General features: G+C 72.3%; 17 protein-coding genes. 5 read left to right on the forward strand and 12 right to left on the reverse strand.

Translation table 11 applies throughout. The features are described from left to right. Positions 1-250: 250 nt before the first annotated feature. Positions 251-949: a CBS domain-containing protein gene (locus IL992_RS21020; protein ID WP_193205076.1), complete on the forward strand. Its 699-nt coding sequence runs from the start codon at positions 251-253 to the stop codon at positions 947-949. A 297-nt stretch (positions 950-1,246) separates the two neighbouring features. Here IL992_RS21020 and arfA read toward each other — a convergent pair whose 3' ends face one another. After that, on the reverse strand, positions 1,247-2,755 hold the full coding sequence (gene arfA / locus IL992_RS21025) for an arabinosylfuranosidase ArfA (RefSeq protein ID WP_193205077.1): 1,509 nt from the start codon (positions 2,753-2,755) through the stop codon (positions 1,247-1,249). A gap of 396 nt (positions 2,756-3,151) precedes the next feature. Between arfA and IL992_RS21030 the strand changes: the two genes are divergently transcribed. Together IL992_RS21030 and IL992_RS21035 are read left to right on the forward strand one after the other, a co-directional pair. Then, positions 3,152-3,952: a glycerophosphodiester phosphodiesterase gene (locus IL992_RS21030; protein WP_193205078.1), complete on the forward strand. Its 801-nt coding sequence runs from the start codon at positions 3,152-3,154 to the stop codon at positions 3,950-3,952. A gap of 67 nt (positions 3,953-4,019) precedes the next feature. Continuing rightward, the gene (locus IL992_RS21035) at positions 4,020-4,832 is read left to right on the forward strand and encodes a Gmad2 immunoglobulin-like domain-containing protein (protein ID WP_226873498.1); all 813 of its coding nucleotides are present in this window, start codon (positions 4,020-4,022) and stop codon (positions 4,830-4,832) included. A gap of 15 nt (positions 4,833-4,847) precedes the next feature. Here IL992_RS21035 and IL992_RS21040 read toward each other — a convergent pair whose 3' ends face one another. The 3 genes from IL992_RS21040 to IL992_RS21050 all read right to left on the reverse strand — a co-directional run bounded on the left by IL992_RS21040 (position 4,848) and on the right by IL992_RS21050 (position 9,097). Continuing rightward, positions 4,848-7,721, reverse strand: coding sequence for a family 43 glycosylhydrolase (locus IL992_RS21040; RefSeq protein WP_226873499.1), 2,874 nt, complete (start codon positions 7,719-7,721; stop codon positions 4,848-4,850). 171 nt (positions 7,722-7,892) lie between these two features. After that, positions 7,893-8,522 carry an MBL fold metallo-hydrolase gene (locus IL992_RS21045; RefSeq protein ID WP_193205080.1) on the reverse strand — a complete coding sequence of 210 codons (630 nt, stop codon included), beginning with the start codon at positions 8,520-8,522 and terminating at the stop codon, positions 7,893-7,895. A 68-nt stretch (positions 8,523-8,590) separates the two neighbouring features. Continuing rightward, positions 8,591-9,097 carry a CBS domain-containing protein gene (locus tag IL992_RS21050; protein ID WP_193205081.1) on the reverse strand — a complete coding sequence of 169 codons (507 nt, stop codon included), beginning with the start codon at positions 9,095-9,097 and terminating at the stop codon, positions 8,591-8,593. A 195-nt stretch (positions 9,098-9,292) separates the two neighbouring features. On the opposite strand from IL992_RS21050, the gene IL992_RS21055 reads away from it, so the two are divergent. Then, entirely contained in the window at positions 9,293-9,853 is a 561-nt protein-coding gene (locus IL992_RS21055; RefSeq protein WP_193205082.1) for a CBS domain-containing protein, read from the forward strand. Position 9,854: 1 nt separating this feature from the next. Here IL992_RS21055 and IL992_RS21060 read toward each other — a convergent pair whose 3' ends face one another. Both IL992_RS21060 and IL992_RS21065 read right to left on the reverse strand, forming a co-directional pair. Beyond that, entirely contained in the window at positions 9,855-10,751 is an 897-nt protein-coding gene (locus IL992_RS21060) for a universal stress protein (protein WP_193205083.1), read from the reverse strand. A 24-nt stretch (positions 10,752-10,775) separates the two neighbouring features. Then, positions 10,776-12,452 (reverse strand): sensor histidine kinase, encoded by a 1,677-nt coding sequence (locus tag IL992_RS21065; protein WP_193205084.1) that lies wholly within the window; start codon positions 12,450-12,452, stop codon positions 10,776-10,778. A gap of 166 nt (positions 12,453-12,618) precedes the next feature. On the opposite strand from IL992_RS21065, the gene IL992_RS21070 reads away from it, so the two are divergent. Then, entirely contained in the window at positions 12,619-13,113 is a 495-nt protein-coding gene (locus IL992_RS21070) for an OsmC family protein (RefSeq protein ID WP_193205085.1), read from the forward strand. Here IL992_RS21070 and IL992_RS21075 read toward each other — a convergent pair. From IL992_RS21075 to IL992_RS21100, 6 genes are read right to left on the reverse strand one after another with little or no spacing between them, the layout of a single operon-like run. Further along, complete coding sequence (locus tag IL992_RS21075) at positions 13,004-13,471, reverse strand: hydrogenase maturation protease (protein WP_193205086.1); 468 nt, start codon at positions 13,469-13,471, stop codon at positions 13,004-13,006. The genes IL992_RS21070 and IL992_RS21075 overlap by 110 nt on opposite strands. Next, positions 13,464-14,783 carry a Ni/Fe hydrogenase subunit alpha gene (locus tag IL992_RS21080; protein ID WP_193205087.1) on the reverse strand — a complete coding sequence of 440 codons (1,320 nt, stop codon included), beginning with the start codon at positions 14,781-14,783 and terminating at the stop codon, positions 13,464-13,466. The genes IL992_RS21075 and IL992_RS21080 overlap by 8 nt, the downstream gene beginning before the upstream one ends. Further along, complete coding sequence (locus IL992_RS21085) at positions 14,780-15,571, reverse strand: NADH-quinone oxidoreductase subunit B family protein (RefSeq protein ID WP_193205088.1); 792 nt, start codon at positions 15,569-15,571, stop codon at positions 14,780-14,782. The genes IL992_RS21080 and IL992_RS21085 overlap by 4 nt, the downstream gene beginning before the upstream one ends. A gap of 13 nt (positions 15,572-15,584) precedes the next feature. After that, the gene (locus tag IL992_RS21090) at positions 15,585-16,412 is read right to left on the reverse strand and encodes an FAD/NAD(P)-binding protein (protein WP_226873500.1); all 828 of its coding nucleotides are present in this window, start codon (positions 16,410-16,412) and stop codon (positions 15,585-15,587) included. Continuing rightward, positions 16,409-17,479 (reverse strand): 4Fe-4S dicluster domain-containing protein, encoded by a 1,071-nt coding sequence (locus tag IL992_RS21095; RefSeq protein WP_193205089.1) that lies wholly within the window; start codon positions 17,477-17,479, stop codon positions 16,409-16,411. Before IL992_RS21095 ends, IL992_RS21090 begins: the two co-directional genes overlap by 4 nt. A gap of 57 nt (positions 17,480-17,536) precedes the next feature. Beyond that, a complete protein-coding gene (locus IL992_RS21100) occupies positions 17,537-18,340 on the reverse strand; it encodes an SAM-dependent methyltransferase (protein ID WP_193205090.1) in 804 nt (267 codons plus the stop codon). Positions 18,341-18,372: the final 32 nt, after the last annotated feature.

Below are 18,372 nucleotides of genomic sequence, written 5' to 3' on the forward strand. Positions count from 1 at the left end.
CCTCCTGTGCTGAAGTGGTTCGCGGACGCGCGGGGGTTGGTGCTCCCGGCCACCATCGCACCGTGTCCGCTGCCCACGGCACAGCAGACGAAAGTCCTCAAGCGGAGGGACTTCCGCCCGCCCGGCCCTTAACGACGGAACGGCGGCAGGACCTTCGGCCCTGCCCGTGGGCCCGGCTCGGGGATGGGATGGAAATCGGGCCACTCCCCCAGCGGAAAAGCGGCGCCCCGCGACCTGAAGGGAGGCCGTCATGCACATGAAGGTGCAGGACGTCATGACCACGGACGTCGCGTCCGTCCACGCCGGCACGCCGTTCAGGGACATCGCCGAAGTGCTGATCGCCCGCGCCGTGGGCGCCGTCCCCGTCGTGGACGGGGACGGCCGTGTGCTCGGCGTCGTGTCCGAGGCCGACCTGCTGCGCAAGGAGGAGTTCAGGGAGCAGTACTACCACGAGGGCTACCGGCCGCCGCTTCGCGCGCGATTGCGCGCCCGCCTCGGACAGGCGGGCGGGGCGCGGACCAAGGCGGCCGGGGAGACGGCCGCCGACCTGATGACCTCCCCCGCCGTCACGGTCACCGCAGGCACGACCACGGTCGCGGCGGCCCGCCTGATGGACGAGCACGGGGTCAAGCGACTGCCCGTCGTGGACGCCGAGGGCCGGCTGCGGGGCATCGTCAGCCGCCACGACCTGCTCAAGACGTTCGTACGCGCCGACCGCGAGATCGAGCGCGAGGTGCGCGTGGAGATCCTCGGCCGGAGCCTGTGGGTCGACACCTCCAGAGTGCGCGTCCACGTCCACCAGGGAGTGGTGACGCTCACCGGTGAGATGGACCGGCACAGCGCCACGCGGGTCGCCGTACGGATGACGCGCCGGGTCAGCGGCGTCGTCGACGTCGTGGACGAACTGCAGTGGAAGGAGGACGACACCCCCACGTGGAGCGGCGGGTGAACACGTGACGCGAGCGGTTCGGCGCGCGGAGCTACGTGCACGGCGCGGTCCCGAAGGCGTGCACGGCGCGGTCCCGAAGGCGTGCACGGCGCGGTCCCGAAGGCGTGGGCGGCCGGGACCGGGGGGCTCGCGCGGCCAGGTGCCGGGCCAGGACGGCGCGGGGCGCTGTCCCGCCAGGTCGAGGAGGTATCCGTCGTCGCCGCGCACCTCGACGGGGCCGAGAACCCGGAACCGCACCACTGCCCCCACCCCCGTAGAAGCTCGCAGGACAGCCAACGAGTGGAGGGCGGTCGCCGATCAGGCCCTCGACAGCCTGATCACGTTCCAGGAGACCGGCGGCAGCACGATCCGGAGCGGATCGCTCCGGTGGTCGGTGTTGGGGCGGGGCACCACCCGATCGGGATCGTCGGCGGTGTTGCGGGCGTACACGTCCTCATGGGTGAGCGTGGTCGCCTCGGCGATCCGCACCGCGCCTCCACCCGCGCCCAGCGGCCCCGCGTCGAGCTCCAGCTCCACGGGTTCGCGCATCGACCTGTTCACCACGAACAACGTCGTGTCCGTCTCGTCCTGGGTGGCGACCGCGTGGAGCACGGGCACCGCGCCGAACTCGGCCGTCCCGTACGTCGGGCAGACGGGCTCGACCCGTACGACGTCGCCCCTGGCGTGCCGCGCCGCCTGCGCGAACGGGTGGAAGGTGGTCTGCCGCCAGGCCCGGCCGCCGGGCTCGGTCATGATGGGCGCGATCACGTTCACGAGCTGGGCCAGGCAGGCCGCCGCGACCCGGTCGCTGTGCCGCAGCAGCGTGATGAGCAGGCTGCCGAAGGCCACGGCGTCGGCGAGGTGGTAGTGGTCCTCCAGGAGCGGCGGCGCGACCGGCCAGTCCTGCCGGGGCGCCGCCGCCTGGACGCGGCTCATGTACCAGACGTTCCACTCGTCGAAGGAGACGGAGATCTTCCTGCGGGAGCCGAGCCTGGCCCCCACCTGGTCGGCGGTGGACACGACCGTGGAGATGAAGTGCTCCATGTCGGTGGCGCAGGCCAGGAAGCCGCCGAGGTCGCCGTCCTTCTCCTCGTAGTAGGCGTGGCAGGAGATGTGGTCGACCAGGTCGTAGGTCTCCTCCAGGACGGTCGCCTCCCAGGTGCCGAAGGTCGGCATGGAGGAGCCGGAGCTGCCGCAGGCCACCAGTTCGAGACCGGGGTCGACCATGCGCATGGCCCGGGCGGTCTCGGCGGCGAGCCTGCCGTACTCACGGGCGGTCTTGTGCCCGATCTGCCAGGGGCCGTCCATCTCGTTGCCCAGGCACCACATGCGGATGTCGTGCGGCTCCTTGGCGCCGTTGGCGACCCGCAGGTCCGACAGCGCGGTGCCGGACGGGATGTTGCAGTATTCGAGCAGGTCCACGGCCTCCTGGACGCCGCGCGTGCCGAGGTTGACCGCCATCATCGGCTCCAGGCCCGCCAGGCGGCTCCACCGGACGAACTCGTCGAGCCCGATCTCGTTGGTCTCGGTGCTGTGCCAGGCGAGGTCGAGCCGCCGAGGGCGCCGCTCGCGCGGGCCGACGCCGTCCTCCCAGCGGTAGCCGGAGACGAAGTTGCCGCCGGGGTAGCGCACGGTGGTCACGCCGAGCTCGCGGGTGAGCGCGAGCACGTCACCGCGGAACCCCTCCTCGTCGGCGGTGGGGTGGCCAGGCTCGTAGATGCCCGTGTAGACGCAGCGGCCGAGGTGCTCGACGAACGTGCCGAAAGTGCGGCGCCGAACGGGGGCCACCCGGTGGGCGGGGTCGATGGTCAGCTGTGCCTGGAGCACGAGGGGATCTCCTTCACCGGGCGTCGGGTCTCGCGCGCCGATTGTTAGCGCTCGCATCGTCTCCGGTCAAGGTCTCGCTCCGGAAACTCGACTGTTGACACACCTGCTGTTACCGCTAACAGAACCAGTACAGTGAATTCAAGACGGCGCTCAAGGCCGGCGGCCCGATGGCCGTGCTGTACCGCGTCTTCGACGAATACACGCCGCCGATCCCCACGACCCGGGACGAGTACCGGCAGGTCGTGGAGAAGCTCAAGCAGGCGGCGCGCGCTACTGGAGGGGAGGTCTCACGCTCGGATCGCTCCGCTGACCGCGGTACGGCCGTTTCTTGATCTCCCGATGACCATGCCAATACGATGCCGCGCTGACGACACAGGCGATCTCGGGGGTTGGACGATGAGGATCACGACTGCTCTGTGCGCGGCGGGTGTCGTGTTCGCCACGGGCGCGACGGTGGGCGCCGCGCCCGCCGCGGCGTCCGGCGTGAGCGCGCTGCCGCGCTGCCCGCTGGTGTTCGGGCACGGGGGTTATCCCGAGGGTGCGAACGGCTGGGCGAAGGACCAGATGCGCCAGCCCAACACCATGCGGGGGCTCGACGACCAGAAGTCCTGGGGAGCCGACGGCGTCGAGGCCGACGTCCAGCTCACCAAGGAGGGGACCAAGGCCGTGATGTGGCACAACAGCACCACTCACGGGCTCACCGGCACGCAGCAGAAACTCACCGACATCTGGTGGACGTACGGCCAGGGGAACCTGGCCGGCCGCCGCATCATCCGCGGCCCGTACCAGGGCGAGCGCGTCTACTCGCTGCGGCAGTGGCTGGACCGCGCGCGGTCCCTGGGACTGGTCGCGCTGTTGGAGATCAAGCCCGAGACCAGGCCCGTCCTCACGAATCCCAAGTTCGCCGCGCAGGGGTGGAAGGAGATCTCCGACCCGATCAGGGAACGCCAGGGAAAGCAGCGGATCATGGTCTACTCCAACGACCCCGGGATCCAGAGCGAGCTGGCCAAGCGCCATCCCACCCTGCTGAAGGGATCGGCCGGCCGGTGGACCGACAGCGTCCACTGGACCGAGCCGGCGCCCTCGTGGAAGGGCAACGTGTCCCAGTGGCAGGCCGTGCTCAACCAGTCCCCGGGCAGCGTCATGACGAACTACCCCAAGGAATACCGCGCCTGGCTGCGGGGCAAGTGCCGCTAGGGAGTGTCCGACATCCCGCCGGGCATGCTCTCAGTCAAGTGAACCTCTCGGGGCGGGAGCGAGCATCGTGACTGGCGGCGTGACAAACGGCCGGGCGGGCCGGGCCCGGTGGGCGCCCGCCGTGCTGGCCGCGCTCGGCCTGCTGGCGGGCGCGTGCGGAAGCGGCCCGGAGACCGTCCAGCAGAGCGGCCCAGGGACCGGCGCGGTGACCGTCCGGCAGAGCAGCCCGGCGGCCACCACCTCAACCTCCTCCGCGGGTTCCCTCGTGGCGGGCCGCTACCAGCCGCTGTGGCCGTTCGCCGACGAGGAGCAGGTGCGGGAGTGGCAGGAGAGCTACCGCTCGGGCGGCCACCAGCCCTGGCACCTGGACGCGGAAAGGACCGCGCTCTCCTTCACCCAGGGGTTCCTGGGCTTCACCGACGTCGACCGGGTGGTCAAGCGTACGGTGACCGGCGCGGACGCCCGCGTCTCCGTCGGCATCCGCGGTGAGGGCGGCGGACGGCCCGGCATCGCCGCCGTCATCCACCTGGTCAGGTTCGGCACCGGGCCGGACGCGCCGTGGGAGGTGGTGGGCACCGACGACACCACCTTCTCCCTCACCACCCCCCGGTACGGCGCCGTCGTGTCCTCGCCCGTCAAGGTGGGCGGCAGGATCACCGGAGTGGACGAGAGCATCCGGGTGCGGGTGCGCGCGACCGGGAGCGCCGGCCCCCTCGGCGAGCGCTGCTGTGTCTCGGCCGGAGGGGATGACGCCCCCTGGTCCGCCACCGTGACCTTCCGCGCGGCCCCGGGCCGGACGCTGACCCTCGTCGCCAGCACCGGCGGCCACGTGGCGGAGGTCGAGCGCTTCACCGTCACCGGCGTCCGGGTCGCGCAGTAGGTTCACACGGCAGGTCTACCCGGCGTGGACGGCGACGCTGCCGTGGGCCGCGTCACCGGCTCCGTTCTGGTAGATCACGTCGCCGGTCTTCTCGTCCCAGATCCGGACGGCGAAGCGGTCGACGCCGTCCCCGTCGCCGGTGTCGCCGTCGCGGGCGACGACCTCGAAGCCGTACCGCCCGGTGCCGCCGACCGTACCGGAGCCCCGGTAGCGGACCTCCCCGCCCGACACGACGAGCCAGTCATACGCCGTGGACTGAAAGCTCAGGCGCCCGGCCTGGAACGAGAACGTCGTGCTCCCGATCGGAACGGCGGTGTTCTTCACGTACTTGACCACGAACCCGAAGGCGGCCGTGCCGGTCAGCGCGGGGTTGGCGCGGTAGGCGCCCGCGGGCGAGTCGATCCAGCCGCCGCCGGTGACGAAGCCCGCGTCCCGGTCGTACACGACCACCGGACGGCCGGTCGCCGTAGTGGTCGCGCCGTCGTCGTCGGCGACGGTGACGACAGGCTCGTGGACGCCCGGATTCGCATAGGTGTGCCGAGCCGTGCACGTCCCAGCGGCGACCGCGCCGGGCGAGGTCGTCCCGTCCTTCCAGTCCACCGTGCAGGTGAGTTCGTCGTTCGCGCCCGGGTCGCCGACCGGGACCGAGAGGGTCACACGCGTGCCTGCCTCGACCGGGCCGGCGGGCGTGACGACGTCCCCGGCCTCGGGGGCGGCGTTGGCGACGGTCACCTTCGCGGTGCCGCGGCTGCGACCAGAGGTCAGCGTGACCGTGTAGATCCCCTCGTCAGTGCAGGTGACGGCGGTCTTGGTGACGCCGGGGTCCGAGAAGGAGCAGGTCGCGCCGGAGTCGACGCCCTCGCCCGGCGCGTAGCTCCACTTGGCCGCGCCGGTGGCCGACCCGGTCAGCCGGATCGGGGACCCCTCGGTGCCCGAGGCGTCCGGCCCGGCGTTCGCCACCGACACCGGATCGACGCTCTCCAGCGTCGGCACGACCTTCTTGATCAGGCCGTTCTCGTCGAACTCCATCCGGTCGATCGTGGTCTCCCGGTGGGTGCCGTCACCGCCGGGAATGGCGAAGCGGTGATAGGCGATGTACCAGTCGTCGGTGCCGGGCACCCGTACGACGGAGTGGTGGCCGGTGCCCTTGATCCCGAGGGACAGGTCCTTCTGCAGGATCACGCCCTGCTTGGTCCACGGGCCGAGCGGCGAGGCGCCGGTGGCGTACGCGACCTGGTAGTTCTCGTCGCGCGTGTCGTTCTCCGACCACATGAAGTAGTAGATGCCGCCGCGCTTGAAGACGAACGAGCCCTCGTTGTAGCCGCTCGGCTTGTACGTCTTCACCTTGGCGGGGTCGAACGACACCATGTCGTCGTTCAGCGGCACCTGGTAGGAGTTGCCGTTGCCCCAGTAGAGGTAGGCCTGGCCGTCGTCGACGAACACGTCCGAGTCGATCATCTGGCCGCCGTAGGTCCCCGCCGCCACCAGCGGCTTGCCCAGGGCGTCCCTGAACGGCCCGGTCGGCGAGCCGGACACGGCGACGCCGAGGTGCTTGGCGGTGTTGCCGGTGGCCATGCCGCCGCTGAAGTAGAAGTAGTACGTGCCGTTCCGCTCGGCGATCGTCGGCGCCCAGGCGCTGTTGTCGGCCCAGGTCACGTCGGGGCCGAGGTCGAGGACGACGCCGTGGTCGGTCCAGTGGACCAGGTCCTTGGACGAGAACGCGTGAAACTGCGTGCCGCTCCAGCCGGCGAAGCCGTCGGTGGTCGGATACATGTAGAACGTGTCGCCGAACACCGTGATGTTCGGGTCGGCGTACAGGCCGGGGAGCACCGGGCTCCTCATCACCCGCGCCTCGACCGTCCACGTGCGCCGGGCGCCGTCGGAGCCGGTGACCGTGTAGGCGACCGGCTCGGACAGGTCGCGCACGGTGCCGGAGGCCGGGCTGATGCTCGCCCCCGGCACCAGGGTGAACTCGGGCGCGAGCCGGGTGAGGTCGGTGCCCTCCTTCACCGGCAGGACGACCCTGCCGTTCGTGCCGTCCACGATCGCCGGGACCTTGAGCTCGGGCAGCGTGGCCGCGCCGACGGCCGCCGTGTTGCCGGAGACCTGGAGCACCTCGGCCGCCGACAGCGCGTGATCGTAGATCCGGAAGTCGTCCACCTCACCGGCGAAGTAGGGGTCGGCCGAGTAGAGCGACTTCCCGATGTATCCCGAGTAGTTCCTGGTCGCGTCGTACAGGTCCGCGGGCTTGACGGGCACGTCGGCCGCCCGTGCCACCTCGATGCCGTCGAGATACATGACGGCCGTCCTGCTGTCGCCGTCGACGGTCACCGCGACGTGCTTCCAGGCGCCGCCCGGCAGGGCCGACCCCCCGGACAGCTTCGACTCGGCCTGCCAGCTGCCCGCCGTGATCCCCGAGTAGAGGATCTTGCTGCCGTTGTACGGCGAGGTGAACAGGTATTTGCCGCTGTCCGGGCCGAGGCCGTACAGCCACTGGTTCACCGTCGTCGAGGCGTTCCACTTCACGTACGTGGCGACGGTGACGCTGCCGCGGCCCTTCAGCACGCCGTTCGGGATCTTCACGTACGGCGCGGTCGTGGACGAGGACGACCCTCCGGCCATCTTGAACGAGCCTCCCTCGACGCCCTGGCCGAAGGCGGGCGTCCGCTCGTAGCTGCCGTCGTTGCCGTGACCCGAGGCGTCGTGGACGACGCTGCCGCCCGTCTCGTCGAACGTGTACCGCAGCAGCAGGCCGGACGGCTCCGCCGGGCCGTCCGCGTGCGCCGGGGCCATGAGCGGGCCCGCCACCATGGACAGCGCGGCGACGGCCGCGAGGGCGAGGCGAGGGAGGCGAGGGAGGCGTGGTGGGGGGGTGGTGCGGCTGTACATCGTCTCTCCCGGCCGGCGACCCGGGACCACCGGCATTGTTAGCGCTAACATCAGGAAACCTACGCCGCCCCCGGCGGGGTCGGGGGCGGGTGAGTCGGTCTCGTGAGTGTCGACCGCGGAGCGTTTGATCGTCAAGACCTCGCGCGAGGCCCCGGTGTCAGTGGCCCGGCGTCAGTGGCCCCGGCGGATCCACTCGCCGAGGTGCGGCGACTCCGCGCCGATCGTCGTGCTGTCGCCGTGACCGGTGTGGACGACGGTCTCGGACGGCAGGACCAGCAGGCGGTCGCGGATCGAGTCGATGATCACCCCGAAGTCGGAGAACGAGCGGCCGGTGGCGCCCGGACCGCCCTGGAACAGGGTGTCGCCGGTGAACACGACGCCGAGGTCGGGCGCGTGGAAGCAGCAGGCGCCGGGAGCGTGCCCGGGAGTGTGGAGCACTTCGAGGCGTGTTCCGGCGACCTCGATGACCTGTCCGTCGGACAGCGTGCCGCCGGGCTCGCGATCGGGATGGGTGAGCCGCCAGACCGGCAGGTCGGCCGGGTGCAGCAGGACGGGCGCCCCGGTGGCCTCCGACAGTTCCGGTGCGACCCGCACGTGGTCGTCGTGGGCGTGGGTGGCGAGGATGGCCAGGACGCGCCGGCCCGCGACCACGTCCGTGATCGCCTTGACGTCGTGGGGCGCGTCGAACACCACGCACTCGGCGTCGTCGCCGAGCACCCACACGTTGTTGTCGACGTCGAAGGTCTGGCCGTCCAGGCTGAAGGTGCCCGACGTGACGGCATGGTCGATACGGGCACTCACTTGATGATCACCACCGCGCGGAACATGCCCTTATTCTGCACACGGTCCGCGAAGAGTCACGACCGGGGTCACGGTCCCTGCCGCTGGTCCTCGGCGGTGCGGGAGGGCTTGGGCGGCAGCACCGGCTCAAGGCGGAACATCCCGGCCGACACCTCCTCGTGCCGGGGCGAGGCCCCCCGCCTGCCTGCGACCGCCACGAGCACGTCGGTCACGGTGACGAGACCCTGCAGGGTGCCGGAGGCCCCGATGACCGGGACGACGTCCACCCCGGACTCCAGCATGACGTCCGCCACGGCGGGGAGCGACGTGTCGGGCGGCACGTGCGGGCACCTGCGCCCGGACAACAACTGCCGCACCTGGCTGCTCGACTGCTCCGCCGGTCCGCCCGACCAGTGGGCCGCGATGTCCTCTCGCGTGAGCACGCCGATGATGTGGGAATTCGCATCCACCACGGGCAGGTGATGCATCGACCCGCGGCGCATGAGTTCCCAGGCCATGAGCGGAGACTCGTCCGGCTTCACGGTCACGAGCACCCTGCTCATCACGTCGGCGGCGGTCATGGCTTCTACGGTCATCGTTCCTCCCCGCGGGCGGCGCGCCCCGCACTGCGCACGTGCACTGTGCCAGTTCCATCCGACCACCCGGGCGCATGCGCCGCACGGGCCCAAAGACCCGACGGCCGGGGACCTCCGGCACCTGCCCGTACGGCCCGGGTGGCGGTGGAATGACCGTGCGACGACCACGACGGCGACGGACGCGGGAGGTGGGCCATGCTGGCCGGTGAGGTCATGAGCAGCCCGGCGATCACATTGCGCCGCGACGACTCCGTGCGGCGGGCGATCCGGACGCTGTACGACCACGGCATCACGGCCGCCCCCGTGCTCGGGGAGCACGGCGAACTGGTCGGGATGGTCAGCGAGATCGACCTGCTGTGCGGCGCGTTCGCGCCGGGCGATGCGGCGCCCCGCACCGTGGGAGACGTCATGTCTCGCCAGGTGAGCACGGTCGAGGAGACCACGGACGCGCGGGTGCTGACGGACCTGATGATCGCCAAAAGGATCAAGAGCGTGCCCGTGCTGCGCGACGAGCGGGTCGTCGGCATGGTCAGCCGCCGCGACCTCATGGCGCTGCTGGCCAGGTCGGACGACGAACTGCGCGAGGCCGTCCTGGCCGCCCTGCGCGAGCGCTACCCCTCCGAGACGTCCTGGGAGGTGACCGTGCGCGACGGCGAGATCGACCTGCTCGGCCCCGAGGGCCAGGGCCCCGGGCACGTGGCCGACCTGCTGGCGCGGACCGTCCCTGGCGTGCGGCCGGCCCGCCTCATCCGGTGACTCACCGCCGCGGTTCTCCCCTCACCACGGCCACGGGGCAGTGCGCGTGGGCGAGCACGGCGCGGCTCACCGAGCCGAGCACGGCCGCGGTGAAGGCGTTGCGGCCGTGGGAGCCGACGACGAGCAGGGCGGCCCGGGACGACGCGTCGAGGAGCGCGGAGACCGGATGGGCGCGGACCATGTCCAGCTCGATCTTGACGTCGGCGTACCCGCCCTGCCACGGCTGCAGCTCGCCGCGCGCGTAGTCCTCCGCGGCCTGCCGCATCTCGTCCAGATCCATGGCGATCGCGGGCCCGTACGGCACCGGCGGCTCCCAGGCGCAGACGATCCGCACCCGGTGACCGCGCAGCCGCGCCTCCTCGAACGCGTACGCCAGGGCGGGCCCGGACGCCTCCGAGCAGTCGAACCCCACCGCGATCTCCGCCCCCGCCTCCGGGGGCGCCGGCCGTACGACGACGACCGGCACGGCGACGTGACCGGCGACCTGGTTGCCCACCGACCCGAGCAGCATGCCGGGAAAACCGCCGGCGCCGTGGCTGCCCATCACCACTTCGGCGGCGCGGGCGGCCTGCTCGCGCAGGACGCGGCCGGGACGCCCCTCGACCAGCTCCGTCGTCACGTCGAGGCCGGGACGCCGGTCCCGGGCGGCCCGCTCGGCGTGGTCGAGGATCTGCCACCCGGAGGGTGCCATCCTGTCGTAGCTGTCGGGGACCGGATAGCGCGGGACGTCGTACGGCAGGCGCTCGGCGGCGTGGACCACCCGCAGGGGCAGGCCCCGCAGGCCGGCGTGGTCGGCCGCCCACTCGACCGCCCTGGTCGCCCCGGTGGACCCGTCGGTGCCGACGACGACCGGATCGACGACGGGATCGACGACGGAATCACTGATCGGCTCGGTCATGGCGTGATGCCTCCTCACGGCGTCTCACGCCGTCGGCGGTGCCGCCGACAGCGGGACGCTCCAGCACAGGCGGGTTCCCCCTGCGGCGCGGGCCTCGGCGGCGCACGTGCCGCCCAGGCTCTCCGCGCGGTCGCACAGGTTGCGCAGGCCGCTACGGCGTCCCCGCGCCGGGATGCCGACCCCGTCGTCCTCCACGAGCAGGGTCAGCCGGTCCTTGTCCAGGCACACGGTGACGGTGGCGCGGGTGGCGTGGGCATGCCGCACCACGTTGGAGATCGCCTCCCGCGCCACGGCCAGCAGGTGCTCCCGGACCGGCGCGGGCACCCGGGTGTCGAGCTGCCCGTCCATGCGCAGGGACGGCATGAAGCCAAGGGGCCCCCGCGCGCCCTCGACCAGCTCGACGAGCCGGGCACGCAGCCCGGGGGCGCCGGCCGGGGCCCGCAGGGCGAAGATCGTGGAGCGGATCTGCCGGATCGTGCCGTCGAGTTCGTCGATCGCGGTCCGCAGCCGCGCGGCCGCCTCCGGGTGCTCCACCAGCCGCGCGGCGCCCGTCAGCGTCATCGCGACCGCGAACAGCCGCTGGATGACCACGTCGTGCAGGTCCTTGGCGATGCGGTCGCGGTCCTCCAGCAGGCCGAGCCGCTCCGCGTCCCTGCGCGCCTCGTCCAGTTCGAGCGCGACGGCCGCGTGCCCGGCGAAGGAGTGGACCATGCACACCTCCGGCCCGCTGAACGGGACGCGGCCGGGCCGCCTGCCCAGCGACAGCACGCCGCGCACCGCCCCCGGGGCCCCCAGCGGCACGGCGCACACCGCTCCCGTCTCTCCGACCGCCGTGAGGAGGTCGGTGTCGCCCAGGTCGGTGACCACGCGGGGCTCCGCGCGGACGAACGCCTGCCCGGCCAGCGAGCCCTCGACGGGCAGCCGGCGCCCCCGGACCGAACCGGGAACGCCGTCCGCGATCGCGACCCGCAGCGTCCGGCCGCCGTCCTCCGGCAGCAGGATCGCCACCACGTCGGCGCCGGCCATCTGCCGCGCACGGCGGGCGATCAGCGTCAGCACCCGCGGCGTCTCGGCGCCGGACAGCAGGCTTCTCGTGATCTCGGCCGACGCCTGCAGCCAGGTCTCCCTGCGGCGGGTGTCCTCGTACAGGCGGGCGTTCTCGATCGCCACCCCGGCGGCGCTGGCGAGGGCCACGACGATCGCCTCGTCGTCCTCGTCGAACTCCCCTCCCCCGCGCTTGTCGGTCAGGTAGAGGTTGCCGAACAGCTCACCCCGGACGCGTACGGGCACGCCGAGGAAGCCTGCCATCGGGGGGTGGCCGGGCGGGAAGCCGTACGACTCGGGATGGTCGCGGATGCGGGCCAGCCGCAGCGGCCGGGGTTCCTTGATCAGCAGCCCGAGCAGGCCCAGGCCGTGCGGCCAGTGCTCGATGCCGGCGATCTCCTGCTCGCTCAGCCCCACCGGGATGAAGCGGGCGAGGGTGTCGTCCTCCCCGATCACGCCGAGTGCACCGTATCTGGCGTCGACCAGCGTGGCGGCGGTCTCGACGATCCGGCGCAGCACGGTCTCCAGATCGAGGTCCCCGCCCACCGAGACGACCGCCTCAAGCAACGCGTGGACCCGGTCACGCGTCGACAGGACCGCCTGCAACCTCGTATGCAGCTCGGCCAGCAGCCCGTCCAGGTGCGTCTGCGGGATCATGGTCCGCTCCCCCGTCGGCCCCCACAGTTGGAGTGTCGCAAACCGGGGCACTCCCGGCTCCTGCTCTTTGCCAGGTCGCGACCGGCTTCTTACGGTCCGTATGCGCCCACCCGCGGCCTGCCACGGACATACTCGGATAGAGCCGAATCGGACGCGGGGGTGCGCCATGAGTGATGAGCCGCGTGACGGTGTCATCCGGGTCGCCTGGCACGGAGCCGACCGGTTCGACGTCCGGATCGGGCGCCACGTGATCCGCGCCGACCAGCCCGCGGACGTCGGCGGGAGCGACACCGGCCCCACTCCGGCCGAGCTGTTCGTGGGCAGCGTGGCCGCCGGCGTCGCCTGCTGCGCGGAACGTTACCTGCGCCACCGTCAGCTGCCCGCCGGGGTGGGCGTGACCGCGCGGTACGGCCTGGGAGTCTGTCCGGGGCGGATCGACTCCATCGAGCTGTCGGTGGACGCCCCCGGCCTGCCCGCGGGGCTGCGCGCCTCGCTCCTGTCGGTCCTGGAGCACTGCGCCGTCTGCACCACGCTGCGGGTGCCGCCGCAGGTCACGTTCGAGGTCCGCCAGGCCGTCCCCGAGACAGCCGTTCCCGCAGCTCATCGGCCGTACGGCGGACCGCGGCCAGGACCGGCGGGGTCATCGGAACCCCAAGGCTGAAGTCGCCGCCCTCGATGCCGGCGACGACCAGCTCGTCCGGCAGGCGGCCGAGGGCGCGTCCCAACTCGACGGCGTCGGCCAGCCCGAGAGAGTGAGACCCGGCCCGCACGGGCGGGTGAACGGGCGTGTGCAGGGACCTGTGCACGGTGCCGGGCGGAGCGCCGGACGAGACGGCGTCGACCACGATCGCGAGAGCGGCGCCGGACCATGCCTCCACCAGCGCCGCCGGGTCTCCGGAGCTCTCCACGACCGCGACGGACGGCGGCAGCGTGCCCCGCAGCAGCCGGGCGACCTCCAGACCCGCCGCGTCGTCCCCGCGCAGATCGCTCCCGAGGCCGATGACCACGCTCTCACCCACGGTTCACCCAGGAGTCACGGTTCACCCGGAAGTCGAGGAAGTGGGCCGAGCAGGAGATGCAGGGGTCGTGGTTGCGTATCGCCTTCTCGCACAGGAGGGCCAGCTCGTCCTCGGGCAGGGTGAGGCGCGGGGCCAGCAGGGCGCGCAGGTCCGCCTCGATGCGCGCCTGGTTCTGCGCGGTGGGCGGCACGATGTCGGCCTCGGCGACCAGTCCGCCGTCGTCGAGCCGGTAGCGGTGGTAGAGCGTGCCTCGCGGGGCCTCCGACGCGCCGTGGCCGACGCCCGGCCGGGGCTCGACCGGCACGCACGGCCGCTCCGGCTCGGCGTACCCGTCGAGGAGGCGCAGTGCCTCGTCGCACGCGTGCACGATCTCCACGGCCCGCACGACGATGCCACGGTAGGGGTTGCGGCAGACGGGGCCGAGACCCGCGGCGGCGGCCGCCTCCCGGGCGAGCGGGGACAGCCGCGCCGAGTTGAGCGCGTAGCGGGCCAGGGGGCCGGTGAGGTAACCGGTCTCGCCGTCGAGCCGGGCGTGCAGCGCGGTGGAGTGGGGCACCTGTTCCTCGATCACGTGCTCCGGCCACCGTGCCACCTCGAAGCCGGAGACCGGGCCGTATCCGTCGCCGGTGACGACCGTGCCGGACAGGATGGCGTACTCGCCGGGGTGGCGCAGCGCGAGGAACCGGTAGTCGTGCTCGACGTCGGGGAAGTCGAATCCGGCGACCCAGGCGACGGTGGCGAGGGCGTGGTCGCGGGCGCGGCGCAGCCGTCCGGCGACGGGGGCGAGCTCGTGCCGTGTCGGCGCCCGGTAGAAGCCGCCCACTTTGACGTTGACGGGGTGGATGGGCCGCCCGCCGATCGCGGTGATCAGCTCGTTGCCCGCCTTCTTCAGTTCGAGCCCGCGCTCCACCAGGTCGCGGCGGTCGGCGGCCATCGCGACGCCGCTGTCGTAGCCGAGGAAGTCGGGCGCGTGCAGCAGGTAGACGTGCAGCGTGTGCGACTCGATCCACTCGCCGTAGTACAGCAGCAGCCGTAGGTCGCGCAACGGCCCGGTGATCTCCGCCCCGCAGGCCGCCTCGATCGCCTGGCAGGCGCTCATCTGGTACGCCACAGGACAGATGCCGCAGATGCGGGCGGTGATGTCCGGCGGTTCTGTGTGGCCCCGGCCCCGCAGCATCGCCTCGAAGAACCGGGGCGGCTCGTAGATCCGCAGCTCCAGGCCGGTGATCCGGCCGTCGCGGGCGTGCACCACGAGCGCGCCCTCGCCCTCGACCCGGGTCAGGGCACCGATCCGCACCGTCTTGTGCGTCACTCCTCCACCTTCCCGGACTCCTGCGCCTCTTCCGCCGCCCTCCGGAACGGCTCGGCGGTGGCGTGGTAGGTCCGGTAGATCCGCACCAGCTCGGGGGTGCTCATCCCGAGATCGCGCATCCAGTGGTTCAGCGAGGCGTGGTTGGGGCTCTCCATCGGGCCGAAACAGCCGTAGCAGCCCCGGTTGAACGCCGGGCACAGCGCCCCGCAGCCCGCCTGGGTGACCGGTCCCAGGCAGGGGGTGCCGTGCGCGACCATCACGCAGGCGTTGCCCCTGGCCTTGCACTCGACACACACGCTGTGCGCGGGCACGACCGGCCGCCGCCCGGCGAGGAACGCCGAGATCACTTCGAGCAGTTGATGCTTGTCCGGCGGGCAGCCGCGCAGCTCGAAGTCGACCGGCACATGGGCGGCGATGGGCGTCGAACGGTCCAGGGTGGCGATGTAGTCGGGCCGGGCGTAGACGACCGAGGCGAACTCCTTGACGTCGGCGAAGTCGCGCAGCGCCTGGATGCCCCCGGCGGTGGCGCACGCGCCGATCGTGACCAGCCGTTCCGACACGCGCCGTACGTGCCTGATGCGCTCCAGGTCCTCCGGGGTGGTGATCGACCCCTCCACGAGCGACAGGTCGTACGGGCCCGGCCCGGGGGCGCTGGACGCCTCGAGGAAGTAGGCGATCTCCACGCGGGCCGCCACGGAGAGCAACTCGTCCTCGCAGTCGAGGAACGTGAGCTGACACCCGTCGCACGAGGCGAACTTCCACACGGCCAGCCGGGGCGCCCTGTCCACCGCCGCGCCCCCCTCACAGCTCCGGGACGGCGAGCATCGGCGCCGCACGGTCGTACCGCAGCACCGGCCCGTCCTCGCACACGAACAGCGGGCCGAACTGGCAGTGGCCGCAGCGGGCCACCGCGCACTTCATGTTCCGCTCCAGCGACAGCTCCACCCGGCCGGGGGCGACGCCGCGCCGCACCAGCTCCGCCGCCGTCTCCCGCATCATCACCTCAGGCCCGCACACGAAGGCGTACGTGCGGCGTGGCTCGAAAACGATCCGGTCGATCAGCCGGGTGACCAGCCCGACCGGCCCCCGCCAGGTGTGGTCGGGGTGGTCCACGATCACCCCGACGTCCGCGCCCTGCCGGGCCCAGCGGGCCAGGTCCCGCGGAAACATCAGCATGGCGGGCGCCCGGCTGCCGGCGATCACGCTGATCCGGCCATACCCGAGCCGGTCGCGCAGCAGCGCCCGCACGAGCGGCCGCAGCGGGGCGAGGCCCAGCCCGCCCGCGGCCACCACCACGTCGAGGCCCGCCGCGGCGCGCAGGCCCCAGCCCTGGCCGTACGGCCCGCGCACGCCGACGACGTCGCCGGGCCGCTTGCCGCACAGGGCGGCGCTGACCGCGCCCACGGCCCTGATCGTCTGCGTGTAGCCGCCGGAGCGGGCCCTCCCGCTGATCGAGACGGCGATCTCCCCCACGCCGGGGGCGTACAGCATGGTGAACTGGCCGGGGTGGAACGGCGGGCATTCTCCGCGCAGCGGCTCCAGTGTCAGCGTCACGGTGTCGACCCGGTCAGGACGGCGGGAACGCGCGCGGTACGGCGCCGGCGTCATCGGGTGCGGACCGCCGATCATGGCAGGTTCGCCAGCTCCTCGGTGACGTCGATGCCGACGGGACACCAGGTGATGCAGCGCCCGCAGCCGACGCAGCCCGACATGCCGAACTGGTCGATCCAGGTCGAGAACTTGTGGGTGAGCCACTGACGGTAGCGGCCGGCGTTCGAGCCGCGCGCGGGCGTCCCGTTGACCTCCGAGAAGTCCAGCGTGAAGCAGGAGTCCCAGCGCTCGATCCGCTCGGCCGCGCCGTCGGTGAACGACGTGGCGTCCTCGACCGTGGTGCAGAAGCAGGTGGGGCAGACCATCGTGCAGTTGGTGCAGGTGAGGCAGCGGGCGCCGACCTGCGCCCAGCGGGGCGAGTCGTGCGCCGACAGCCGCTCCTGGATGCCCTCGGTCTCCACGTGGCGGCCCATGTGCTCGGCGGCGTCGCGGGACACCTCGGCGGAAGCCGCCAGGTCCTCGGCCGAGGCGGGCCGGTGCGGCAGCGCCGCGACGATCCGTTCGCCCTGCTCGCTGCCGGTCTCCACCACGAACCGGTGCGGCGCGGCCAGCTCGGTGAGTGCGAGGTCGAACCCGGTGGTGGCCCGGGGTCCTGTGTGCATGGAGACGCAGAAGCAGGTGCCGCCCGGCACGGCGCAGTTGACCGCCACCAGCAGCAGGGCCCGCCGCCGCCGCAGGTACGCGGGATCGGGGTGCCTGCCGCCGAGGAAGACCCGGTCCTGCACGGCGATCGCGGCCAGGTCACAGGCCCGCACGCCGAGCAGGGCGACCCGCGGGGCGTCCTCCTCCGCCTCCTCGATCTGTTCGCCGCGCATGCGGAACAGCGTCTGGCGGGGCGGCTGGGTGTACCGCTTGGCGGAGTCGGGGCTCGCCGCGAACGAGAAGATCATCTCGTCGGCGCCTTCTGCGAGGCGGTAGCGGCCTGGCTCCTGGACGTCGGTCCAGCCCCTGGCGAGCCGGTCGGCCGAGGCGATCTCCTCGAAGCGGATGACGCGCTCGCGCACGACCGGGCCCACGACGGCGTAGCCCCGGGACCGCAGCTCGGCGACCAGGGGTTCCAGAGACTCGATCACGACGGCGTCCACGGCGTCCCCCTCGCCCGTTCGCCCCTCCCGCCTACAGTACTCCCGTCGGGGGGAGACTCAGCGGAGCCGGCCGACGCCGCCGAGGACGTAGCCGCCCTTGCTGTGCTCGATGAAGTCGCTGTCGTTGCGCCAGTCGGCCACATCGACAAGCCCCGGCTCGACCAGCTCGAACCCCGTGAAGAACCGGGCGATGTGCTCGGGTGTGCGGTCGCGGAGCGCGGCCGTGGACTTGTCGTACACGGCCCGGGCCTCGGTGATCGTGTCCTCGCTCAGGCGGCCCTGGGTGCCGTGGGAGATGACGAGGTAGCTGCCGGGGGCCATGCGCTCGCGGAAGTAGGACACCACCCGCTCGGCGTCGTCGTCGTCCACGAAGTGCAGCACCGCGACGAACAGCACGGCCACCGGCTTGCTGAAGTCGATCAGCTCCTTCGTGATCGGGCTTTCGACGATCTTGTCCGGGTCGCGCATGTCGGCGTGCACCACGCCCGTACGGCCGCTGCCGGTGAGCAGCGCCCGGCCGTGCGCGGCGACGACGGGGTCGTTGTCGACGTAGACGACGGTCGCCTCGGGATCGACCTCGTGGGCGACCTCGTGGACGTTGCCCTGCGTGGGGATGCCGGTGCCGAGGTCGAGGAACTGCCGGATGCCCGACTCGCCGAGGAAGCGGACGGCGCGGCCGAGGAACTCACGGTTCTGCCTGATCACCAGGCGGCCGTCGGAGCCGACCAGTTCGAGCAGTTTCTCGGCGGCGGCCCTGTCCACCGCGAAGTTGTCCTTGCCGCCCAGCCACCAGTCGTAGATCCGCGCCACACTCGGCGTGGAGAAGTCGATGGCCTTCAGCGCTTCCTCATCCCGGCTCACCCGCGATCCCCTTTTCTCACGTTCGCCGCCGA

It is taken from the genome of Microbispora sitophila (genome assembly GCF_014892245.1).
Taxonomy (GTDB): Bacteria; Actinomycetota; Actinomycetes; order Streptosporangiales; family Streptosporangiaceae; genus Microbispora; species Microbispora siamensis.

Coding starts and splice junctions, on each gene's coding strand:
- IL992_RS21020 (WP_193205076.1), top strand. CDS start 251: ATGCACATGAAGGTGCAGGACGTCATGACCACGGACGTCGCGTCCGTC.
- IL992_RS21030 (WP_193205078.1), top strand. CDS start 3,152: ATGAGGATCACGACTGCTCTGTGCGCGGCGGGTGTCGTGTTCGCCACG.
- IL992_RS21040 (WP_226873499.1), bottom strand. CDS start 7,721: ATGTACAGCCGCACCACCCCCCCACCACGCCTCCCTCGCCTCCCTCGC.
- IL992_RS21050 (WP_193205081.1), bottom strand. CDS start 9,097: ATGACCGTAGAAGCCATGACCGCCGCCGACGTGATGAGCAGGGTGCTC.
- IL992_RS21055 (WP_193205082.1), top strand. CDS start 9,293: ATGCTGGCCGGTGAGGTCATGAGCAGCCCGGCGATCACATTGCGCCGC.
- IL992_RS21060 (WP_193205083.1), bottom strand. CDS start 10,751: ATGACCGAGCCGATCAGTGATTCCGTCGTCGATCCCGTCGTCGATCCG.
- IL992_RS21065 (WP_193205084.1), bottom strand. CDS start 12,452: ATGATCCCGCAGACGCACCTGGACGGGCTGCTGGCCGAGCTGCATACG.
- IL992_RS21070 (WP_193205085.1), top strand. CDS start 12,619: ATGAGTGATGAGCCGCGTGACGGTGTCATCCGGGTCGCCTGGCACGGA.
- IL992_RS21090 (WP_226873500.1), bottom strand. CDS start 16,412: ATGATCGGCGGTCCGCACCCGATGACGCCGGCGCCGTACCGCGCGCGT.